Annotated in this window: 8 protein-coding genes; 1 reads left to right on the forward strand and 7 read right to left on the reverse strand. The window is 52.0% G+C overall.

The window, feature by feature from the left end:
• Positions 1-43: 43 nt before the first annotated feature.
• Positions 44-1,033 carry a DNA-methyltransferase gene (locus L5470_RS13185; RefSeq protein WP_099799601.1) on the reverse strand — a complete coding sequence of 330 codons (990 nt, stop codon included), beginning with the start codon at positions 1,031-1,033 and terminating at the stop codon, positions 44-46.
• 272 nt (positions 1,034-1,305) lie between these two features.
• On the opposite strand from L5470_RS13185, the gene L5470_RS13190 reads away from it, so the two are divergent.
• Positions 1,306-2,976, forward strand: a complete 1,671-nt coding sequence (locus L5470_RS13190; RefSeq protein WP_499500242.1) for an alpha/beta hydrolase — start codon at positions 1,306-1,308, stop codon at positions 2,974-2,976.
• On the opposite strand, the gene pgsA is transcribed toward L5470_RS13190, so the two are convergent.
• The 6 genes from pgsA to L5470_RS13220 all read right to left on the reverse strand — a co-directional run.
• Positions 2,958-3,467: a CDP-diacylglycerol--glycerol-3-phosphate 3-phosphatidyltransferase gene (pgsA, locus tag L5470_RS13195; RefSeq protein WP_099799599.1), complete on the reverse strand. Its 510-nt coding sequence runs from the start codon at positions 3,465-3,467 to the stop codon at positions 2,958-2,960. The two genes, L5470_RS13190 and pgsA, sit on opposite strands and share 19 nt — an antisense overlap.
• A gap of 85 nt (positions 3,468-3,552) precedes the next feature.
• Complete coding sequence (gene glpX, locus L5470_RS13200; RefSeq protein WP_448524416.1) at positions 3,553-4,596, reverse strand: class II fructose-bisphosphatase; 1,044 nt, start codon at positions 4,594-4,596, stop codon at positions 3,553-3,555.
• A gap of 236 nt (positions 4,597-4,832) precedes the next feature.
• The gene (locus L5470_RS13205) at positions 4,833-8,252 is read right to left on the reverse strand and encodes a phycobilisome rod-core linker polypeptide (RefSeq protein WP_499500243.1); all 3,420 of its coding nucleotides are present in this window, start codon (positions 8,250-8,252) and stop codon (positions 4,833-4,835) included.
• Positions 8,253-8,435: 183 nt separating this feature from the next.
• Entirely contained in the window at positions 8,436-9,452 is a 1,017-nt protein-coding gene (thiL, locus tag L5470_RS13210; protein ID WP_499500244.1) for a thiamine-phosphate kinase, read from the reverse strand.
• A gap of 22 nt (positions 9,453-9,474) precedes the next feature.
• Positions 9,475-9,984: a TIGR02652 family protein gene (locus L5470_RS13215; protein WP_099799597.1), complete on the reverse strand. Its 510-nt coding sequence runs from the start codon at positions 9,982-9,984 to the stop codon at positions 9,475-9,477.
• Between the two features lie 98 nt (positions 9,985-10,082).
• Positions 10,083-10,521 (reverse strand): zinc ribbon domain-containing protein (locus L5470_RS13220; protein WP_499500245.1); only part of this gene is annotated, 439 nt, incomplete at its 5' end.

Below are 10,521 nucleotides of genomic sequence, written 5' to 3' on the forward strand. Positions count from 1 at the left end.
ATCTTTAGGCTTATCCTGTTGAAAGAGTCAATTCCGGCGACGATCATTCGTATTCACCCTGTTTTTCTAAAAGTCGCACCTGAGACGTTTCCCGCCACTCTTCGGGAATTTGAGCCACTTTTTCCTTGCCTGTGGGCTGATGAACTGGCTTTCCGATAGGACGGTAACGAAGCGTGCCATTAAAATAATCTGAAAGACGTTCGCGGGCTATCTCGACGTATTCTGACTCTTTCTCGCACCCTATTGCTCGACGATTGTGCATTACAGCAGCGATAAGAGATGAACCTACGCCCATATAGGGGTCAAAAACCCAATCATTTTCATTTGTAAGAGCAAGAACACAACGCTCAACCAGCTCAATAGGGAATTGGCAGGGGTGAATTGTCTTTTCAGGATGATTTGATTTTACATTAGGAATATCCCATACTAATTCTTCCCAATCTTGTAACATGATTTCCCAAATGTCAGAGGGATTTTTCCCTAGAGGATTGCCTGAAGGTTCTCCCTTACGTGGTCCCTTGAAGTGACGTTTGCCAGGGTACTTGGCTGGCACACGAACTGAATCAAGATTAAAGATATAGTGGTCAGATTTTGTAAACCAGAGAATAGTTTCATAACGACCTGAAAATCGTCTCGATGCATGTAATCCGTGCCCAAATTTCCAAATAATCCGATTGCGCAACTTCATCCCAAGTTCTTTGAAAATTGGGTAATAGAGACTATCCAGAGGGTAAACTTCACCATTCTGAATAAAATTGCCTACCTGCCAGCAAATATTGCCATCATTTCGTAGAACTCGATAAAGTTGGGTAATAACCTTAGCTTGTGATTGTAAGTAGTGTTCAATTGAGACACGATTCTCGTATTCCTTACCCAAGTTATACGGTGGAGAAGTCACAATGAGAGCGATCGAGTTGTCTGGAAGTTGGGCAAGGCAATCAATAACATCTCCAGAAAAGACAACAATCTCAGCTTCTGGACTAAAACTTGTTTCAATAGGCTTTGCAAAACGAAATAGGGGCAATTCACTCACATGCTATACCTGCTATCCCAAACTTGGGATGTTATCTCAATCCTACCGCATTTATTAGGCAGGCTAGCGACTGAACTCATCCGCCGTCACTGACGTTGGATGATACAAATAGTTTAATTTAGCATACGGTCAGGTGCTGTGATTTGTGATTAAGTCATTGACTCGGTAGCATCAAGGGTATGTGCCACGTGCAGTTTGCCTATTAGCGGATAGTGTGCTGAGTCAACTATAGTATTCTAAGTATCCTAGCAATGTGTGAGGATGTCCTCAGAATGGCGATTGTAAAAACCAAGCTCTCACGGCGGCCTTGGCAATGGCTTTCATTAGTCGGTTTAGCTGCTGCCCTCTGGGGACAGGCTGGTTTAACGGCGGAAAGAATTAGCTTAGTGTATCCTCCCTTTGGCACGTTTAATATTGATGTTAGTGATCTTGCTACCTTTGCTAGAACTGGCAATGCTAGTCCGGAGCTAACGTTTCTCATTCGTCTCCTTCCGAGTGATCAAGGGGCGCACCTGCGGGAGGCGCTGAATGAAAGTGTGCGACTAGAAGCCACCAGTGTTCGCCAGTTTGTGAATAGTCCCATCGGTCAGGTCTTTTTGCAGCGCATTGGAGAAGTCATTCGGACGGATAATGATCGCAATGGGGGGCAGGCACTCGGTCAAGCCTTGAAAACAGCCGCCTCGTCCTCCTCAGGAATCAATTTTTTGACAGTGTTGCAGGCGTTTCCGGGGCGGAGTGTCAACGTCAATGGTGATTTGGGGCTAAAGGCTGTAGGTGCGTTTACCCGTGCCATCAATGAGGAGCGCCGGACACGTGAATTTATCGCGCGGTTGGCGGCACTTCAGCCTCCAGTGACTTTGCCTACTCATGTGCCCAACCCTAGCCAAAAGGGACCGTTTCAGTGGCAGAAACAGACGATTCAATTTGTGAATCCGAACCGCTCTGCTAACGGTATTCCCGCTGATCTTTACGTACCAACGGGCACCCCCACCGCTGCACCGTTAATTGTCATTTCCCATGGGTTAGCATCGGATCGATTGACCTTTGCCTATCTGGCAGAGCACTTAGCGAGTCATGGATTTGCGGTGCTGGCCGTCACTCATATCGGATCAGATGCACAGCGAATTGGCAGTTTTCTCTCTGGTGCTCCTGTAGATTACGAAAACCTCCCAAAGGATTGGGCGCAGCGCCCTCTTGACTTGAAGTATGGCATCGATGCGGTGGCGGCGTTGGTACAACAAACTCCCACACTAAATATTGATACCAATAATGTTGGCCTATTTGGGCAATCGATGGGGGGGTTCACGGTCTTGGCCGCCGCAGGGGGGACGGTGGATTGGACGGCGGTTCAGCAACGCTGTCAGGCGATCGCCAACGACCTCTTTGTCTTTAATATTTCTGCTCCTCTGCAGTGTCGCAGCTTGGGAGCACCCTCTCAGCCCACAAACTATGCTGACCCACGGGTGAAATCGGTGATTGCCGTTAATCCGGTGAGTAGTGTGTTGATTGGCTCGAGTGGCATGGCCAATATCAATGTCCCTGCTCTCATTATCTCGAGTAGCAAGGATGTCTTTGCGCCGCCCCTGATCGAGCAGGTGCAGCCCTTTACAGAGCTGGCCGCTTCCCCCAAATACTTGGCGATGCTGGTGCCGGGAACCCACTTTTCGACGATTGGGGTGAGTGAGGCTGGGGTCTTACCAGTACCCAATGATTTAATTGGCCCTGATCCGCGCCAAGCAGAACCGTTTGTCAAGGGTATTGGCGGTGCCTTTTTTKGGGKATTTAACCAACGCAATGAACAGTTACGTCCCTTTTTAAGCCAAACCTTTGTGAATCAAGTTGCACAGCCATCGTTCCAAGTCTATTGGGTGGATCGCATTAATCCGCAACAACTCCAGGAGGTTATTGCGGGACGGGTTGGCACTCAGCTCGAACGCAGGTAAGTCCAGCCAGAGATTAGGGTGAGGGCGATCGCCCCCCCATAAACCATCATCGTGGGCACGTGCCATGGGGCCGGTAAGGGTGCAAGCAACAGAGTAACCGCCAGAATCTGGCTCACGGTTTTTGCTTTGCCCCAAACACTTGCCCCCTGAATCTGAGATTGGTGAATGCGCCAACTCGCAATGCCCAGTTCCCGCACCAGAATAAGTGCCACCGACCATGCGGGCACCTCTCCCCACTCAATACACAGCAATAATGGCACCAGTATGAGCAGCTTATCCACAAGCGGATCCAGTACCTTACCCAGATCGGTGACTTGATTGAGTCGCCGCGCCAAGTACCCATCTAGCCAGTCGGTCAGTGCTGCCGCCAAAAACAAGCCCACTGCCCACCAGCGATGCTGTGAGCTAGGGTCAATGCTAAGCACTGCCACAATTACGGGAATCACGAGCAGGCGAGCAAGGGTAATGCGAGTTGCAAGGTTTAAGGGCACGAGGAATACCTTGCCTTAACGGGGGTAAACACTCCCTCTGGCACTTGTCGGCTCTAGCGAGGGAGTTTATCAGTACTGGGTTGGTTTAGTGCAATTGTAGCGATCGCAGCTGCTTGTCAAACATGTGGATGGTATCAACAAAGCGAGCGGTTTTGGACTGTGTAGAGATGACAAGGGATTGAGTACGTGCCCCACCATTAAAGAAGCGCACGCCCTTCATCAGAACCCCGGGGGTAATGCCACAGGCAGCAAAGAGAACCGTTTCCCCGGAGGCGAGTTCATGGGCATCGTACACCTTATCGGGATCCGTAATCCCTGCCTTTTTCAGTTCCTCTAGGTTTCCCTCTCGGGTACGCCCTGCCCACTCTTTGGTCATCACCACTGCTGGATCATAGACCAATTGCCCTTGGAAGTGTCCTCCCAAGGCTCGCATCGCTGCTGCCGAAATCACCCCCTCCGGAGCCGCGCCAATTCCCATGAGGGCATGGATATTCGTTCCAGAAAAAGCACAGGAAAGGGCAGCAGACACGTCTCCATCGGAAATTAGTTGCACCCGTGCCCCAGCTTCGCGAATTTCCTTGATCAGGTCGTTGTGGCGATCGCGCTTCATCACCACAATCACCAGTTCATCGATGGCACGATCAAGACATTCAGCAAGAATTTTTAGGTTTTCTGTGGCTGACTTGCGAATATCAACTTTGCCTTTGGCTGCAGGAGGGGCTGCCAACTTTTTCATGTAAAAGTCAGGGGCAGCAAACAACCCACCTTTTTCAGAAATGGCCAGCACTGCCATGGATCCAGGTTGGCCATAGGCACAGAGGTTGGTGCCCTCACAGGGGTCAACCGCAATATCAATTTCTAGTAGCTCTTCGGGGTTACAGTACTGAGCCGCATCTTCGCGGGTGCAAATGCCCACCTCCTCGCCAATATAAAGCATCGGCGCTTCGTCTCGCTCCCCTTCGCCAATCACAATCCGACCCCGCATGTGGATCTGATTCATGCGGTTGCGCATGGCATCCACAGCCACCTGATCTGCCATGTTTTTATCGCCTTTTCCCATCCAGCGTGCCGAGGCGATCGCCGCCTGCTCTACTACTTCAATAATTTCTAAGCCGATGACGTTATCCACGCAACTCTCCTAAATGCACAAATTAACCTTACGAAGCAACCTCCTGACGCTCCTTCAGGGGTCTCCTATCCGAGCTTACAGAACTTTGGTTCCTCCAAAATATTTTCTTGGTGCAAATTATTTAGACATTCGCCCCTAGGGAAAAAGATGCCAAAAAATAGGGGGACAGGAACAACATCCCTGCACCCCTATAGCATCGTAAACAACACTATTGCTAAGCAATCCTAGCAAAAGAGCTAGCTGCGATTGGTGGACTGGCTTCCCACCAAGGAGGGTGAGAGACTAGACCACGATTGTTTCACCAGATCCGCATCTGCTTTGACGCTGCCGATATAGTTCCCCGCTGGAATGGTTGGGAACCGCTTGTAGGGCACCACATCTTCGCCAAAGTAGCGGCTGTACTCTGGGCTGTTGACCATCGTTTCCACTGCTGCTTTCAGCCCTTGATCCGCCAAAATCTTGTTGTACTGGCGAATTTCGGTTTGAGTGGCCGGGGCACGTCCCAACAAATGCCGGAACAGAAACTCAATCACTTTCGTATTCGGGTAAGGGGTATAGAAGCGATTGCGATAGATCTCGGAACTGGCCAAGGTTCGCACAAACTCCCGCACCGTAATTTCGCCGTTGCGCAGGCGGCTATCGAGGTCACTGCGGCGGAACTGGCTGGGAACCTTACCGCTGAAGACATCCATCACTTGGCAGTAGATGGCGTTGATCACCTGCTCCACTTCGGACGCGGGTGCCCCCATCGTCATGCGGAAAATACGCGCAGGCCGACGACGAGTGGTACCCACCCCCACCTCTACGGACTGGCCATCCCCATTGCTGAAGGAACGACCCAATTCCACAAAGCGCGGTTTGCTGGGATCTGGCTGCCGAGATTTTGCCTCCTGCTCGGCGATCGCCCGGCTTAAGAGGGGCAGCTTCGTATTATCAAGGCGCGACTTCACCGGGCTAAAGCTAGGCACCACAATTGCATCACTCTGCTTCGTGAGTTGATTGTGGAGTTTTTCTGTGTTCGGGAAATTAGCCGCCGGTAGCGTCGGGAAGCGACGATAGGGCACCGTATCTTCCCCAAACACTTGGGCGTATTCGGCACTACTGACCAGCGCTTGAACAAACGCTTTTAACCCTTGAGTGGCCAGAACTTGGTTGTAGTGGCGAATTTCCGCTTGGTCTAAGGGGGCACGACCCAAGAAGTGTTTTGTCCCCAGCTCAATCACCTTTGTATTGGGGTAGGGGGTATAGAACTCTTTCTGATACAGCTCAGAGCAGCCCAAGGCTTCAATAAACTCCTTGAGAGTAATTTCGCCATTGCCCAGCTTCGACTCGAGCGCCGTAAACTCGTTACGGACAATGTAGGGGGCAATATCCCGCTCAAAGACTTGGCGATAAGCTGCCTGAACCACCAGTTGCAAATTTTGCTTGTCGTTCAGTTGCGTTAGCTTAAAGACCTTGGTTTGCTCCCGCTGCTTGCTAACCCCTTGGTTGGCACGGAATGCAATGGCAGGCTCAGTGCGCAGCTCTGTTACAGCCCCCAGCTCGATAAAGCGTGGTGTTTCTGCTTTTTCTGGTTTAATGCCAGTTTCTCCAATACTGCCCGTGCGTAAGGAGCGCAAGGCTAACCCCTGGGGCGTAATATACCGCTCGTAGGGAACCGTATCTTCACCGAAGGTTTCGCTGTACTCGCTGCTGTCAAGGATCGCATCGACTAAGCCGTACAACCCTTTCTTCGAGGCAATATCAAAGTAGGTGTTCATTTCTTGGCGGCCATAGGTTGGGCGACCCAACAGGCGCCGATGAATGTACTCCACCGCCTTGGTGACGTACAGCGGGGTCCAGTAGAGGCTGCGGAACAGATTAGACTTGGCTAAAATTCGCACAAACTCCCGCACCGAGATTTCACCGTTTTCCAGCTTGATCTCAGCCACTTTTTGGCGCTGACCTTCGTAAACATCGCGGCCAAAGACTTGCAGGTAGGCAGCCCGAATAACCCGCTGTGTCGAGCTTTCGGCAAACTTGACACTATCGCCACCGGTGGCCACAGACCGCTTGCCAATCCGGACATTGATGCTGGGCAACTGATCCAGTTTGAAGACTTTTGGGCCTAGGCTACCGGGGGCAACCCCACGGGCAGCTGGGTTACTGACTTGGTTATTAATTCCAGGGCCACGGTTAATGAGAATGCGGCGCGTATCTTTGTTGAAGGGTTGGGGACGGGTGTTGGGGTTTTTCTTCTCTTTCGGGAAGATGGCTCCAAACTGAATTTCGAGGGGATCGTTGCCTGCGCCGTAGGGATGCTGATCGGGCAGGGGTTGATCTTGGGCAGCAAAGGTGGTGATAAATTGTGGCACTTTGCGGAAGGGAGCACTGTACTTGAATAGGTCTTGCTGCGCCCCCCAGTTACGGCATTCTTGGGCTTCTTGCCCCAAGCCCCGCAGGTAGGGCACGGTCTCTTCGCCAAAGTAGTCGCTGTACTCCTGAGAATCCACTAGGGCATCCACTAAGGCTGGCAGACCACCGTTAGAGATAATGGCAAAGTACTTTTGCACTTCTTCGCGACTGGAGGGGCCGCGCCCAAGGATATGGCGGAAGGCTAACTCAAGAGCACGGCTGTTGATGTAGGGTTCGTAGAAGTTTTTGCGATATAGCGGAGACTTTGCCAGTCGTCGCACAAATTCCTTCATGGAAATGGAGCCGTTTTTCACCTTCGACTCTAGATCCGAAATCCCTAGACCATAGGCACGGGAAATATCCCGCTCAAAGATTTGCCGATAGGCCGCTTTGACAACTTCGGTTTTCTCGGAGGCTGAGAGACCGGGTTTCATGACAAATTTAGGGCGGCGCTCCGCAGCATTGAAGTAAATTTGCGGTAGTTGCAATCCTTGTAGGTCACTGGAGGTACGCTGCCGCAGTTTATCTGACGGGGCGGGGGCAATAAATTCCTTCAGCAGCACGTCAAAGTATTGCTCGACAATGGCGCGACCCTCGGCATCTTTCTCAAAATAGCTGGCAGCAGCACGGCTCATTTCTTGCAGTGCGGCAATGGTGGCATCGGTGGAGCAAGCTGCTTCAATGATTTCCCGCAGGCCACGGGTATTGACGGCGAGAATGTTTGGATCCCCTGCCACAATGGCGTAGGTGGTGTACCGCAAAAACCAATCTAAGTCCCGCAGGGATTTTTGCATCCGCTCAGGGCCATAGCGGGCGATGTTGATGGGCTTAAAGCCTGCTGGAGCTCCCCCTCCTGAGGCACTGAACACTGACCGTAATCCTTCTAGGAAACCGCCGCGGGTATCTACGTAGGTGGCGGTACCCAGTTTCATGGCTTCTTTCATGTCAATGGCTTGGCCAGTTGCCCCTGTGGTGAACTGCGGGGTATCTTCAGTGCTGGGACGGGAGAGGAAGGCCATGGGAGAGCCACCGACAAAGATGCGGTTGGCGGCTCGGGAGACAATAATATCCGCGTTGCGGGTGAGGGTGGTGGCAATTTCCAGCCGTTTACTGCCAGAACGCAGATAGACAGCAAGCTCGTCTAGTTCACCACGATTCAAAAAACGATCCTGCTGCTCTGCTTGAATAATTGTTGAAACGGGGACAGTTTGATAAAGTTGCGGGCGGGCAACCGAGCTTCCACCACTTGCTTTGACAACCATGGTTACTAAGAGGCTCCCTTTACTTTTGGTTAACGCGCTAACTTAGATTAGAACGATTCGGGGATGGGTCAGCTATTTTTTAAGAAATGTATAAATTCATGGGCACTTGGCGGCGATCGCTGCGACTATTTATGAATTTTTGTAATATTCCTTGACTTTTTCGCCATAATTTTAGGGGGATCATTAGCGGCTAAAGTGTTGAAAGATGTGCTGATGCTGAAGCGGACGCAAGGTCTTGCCCTGTTGCAGGAGAACCTCAGGGGTTGCGGTAATTTCGCCAAGGATTGCCGCATGGTTACCCGCCATAGCGCACAAATCCGGGGCGATCGCCGGGGGCAGGCACAGCACGAGTTCAAAATCTTCACCGCCGTAGAGTGCCCAAGCTAAGGCTTGTTCTGGGTCTAGGTAGGGCAGCTTGGGAATAGCCTCGGCTGAAAGAATAGCGCCAACACCACTAGCGGCACAAATTTGTAGCACTGCATCGGCTAACCCATCACTGCTATCCATCCCACTCACCCGTGGCGCAGGAGACTGCTGCCAGAGCCACTGCACCACATCTAGACGCGGTTGGGGGTGCTGATGGGCGTGAACCCAAAGCTGCCGTAGTTCTGTGGGCACTGTTGCAGCCCATTCTGGTTGGAGTAAGCATTCGAGGCCAGCGCGGGCAGCACCGTGCAGACCAGTTGCAAGAATTAGATCTCCGGGGCGGGCAGTATGGCGGTAAATGAGTCGCTCTGGTGGGGCAGCGCCCAAAATACTAATGCTTAGGCTGAGTACCCCAGAGCGGCAGGTGTCCCCTCCGAAAATAGCAGTGCCATAGGTGTGGCAACAGGCCGCCAGTCCTTGATAAATGTCCTCGATGACTGCTACCGGACAGTGACTAGGGGCAGCCATACCCACGGTCATCCCGATCGGTGTTGCCCCCATGGCGGCGATGTCGGAAAGGTTGGCAGCGGCGGCACGCCACCCCACATCAAATGGGGTCATGGTCACCACTGGGCTGGCCATCCCCAAGCTAAAATGCACCCCATCCACCAGTACATCTGTACTGAAGACCATCTGTTGATCTTGGGGCGGTGCGAAGACAGCGGCATCATCTCCAATCATTGAAGGGGCGCAGTAGAGCCGTAACCGCTCGATTAATTGGTGCTCGCCACAGTCGCCAAGGGTCATTTCTGGGTCTGACACACCTAACTCCATTCTCTTGCTTGGGCGGCGTGGCCTAGTCAAACATCCGAAAGTAGGGAGGACGGATGGGAGCACCCGGTTCCTTTTCCAGATCAAAGTTAATCACGTCCCAGCGTTCATCGGTGTTAGCGGGGGGGCTAAACTCGACGGGTAGGCCAAACAGGCGCAGCATTTGTGGATCTGTGGAGCCACGCCAAGGGGTATTGCGTTCGAGGTAGGCACAAAATAGGTCGCGGTAGCGTTGGGCAATAATGACCTTTGTTGCTCGGTAGCCTTGGGTATAGAGGCGATCGAGGGCATCGTGAATTTCAAAGCGAATACCGTCGGGGTGAGTATGTTGGCGATACCACTCGCCGTCCCAGAGTCGCCAAATCCGCCCTGACTGTAGATGCATGAGTTCTTGAGTTTTTGCATCCGCTTCAAAGGGGCCATGGCGAGGGCAAAGGTAAGTATCCGTCAGCGTTAAGGCCGAAATCACTTGTCGGCAGTGGGGGCAGCGGATTTCAGGACCAAAGATCGGGTAGTGAGAGCCGGATGAGAGCATGTACAGTTACCACACAGCGGCAGTGGTTCCACCGCGATCGCCCTTATTATAGCGACTGGTCTTTAGGCGACGCTAAAGTGAACGTAAACTTCCCCGCCCTAGAAGGGCGAGGCTTTCTGTAGCCCTCCGGCTATCTCGCAAGCTAGCCAGGAGCCTCCAGGCAGCGTTACGGACTGCCCCAAAAGCGCAATATTGATTGCTCCATTTAGGTCTGCATCACCAATCCATCCGCAATGCCCACACTTGAACTTTTTTTCAGTTCTCAACCCAATATGAAAGCAACAATGGCAGGTTTGACTGGTATAGGCAGGTGGTACAGCAACCACCCCCACTCCTTCCTTTATACCCTTTTTTTCCAAGAATTGTCGCAACTGATAGAACGCCCAACTGTTAGACCGTCTCCGCTCGGTCGTGTTTCTCGGTTGCTGGTTGATTCTATCTCGAATGCCTGTCAAATCCTGCGGCAAACCCAAATTCTTGACTTTTATCCCGCTCAGGAAACCATTGCGGATATTGGTGGCCTCGACAACCTCAAAG

This window comes from Synechococcus sp. PCC 6717, from assembly GCF_022698185.1.
GTDB classification, from domain to species: Bacteria; Cyanobacteriota; Cyanobacteriia; order Thermosynechococcales; family Thermosynechococcaceae; genus Thermosynechococcus; species Thermosynechococcus lividus.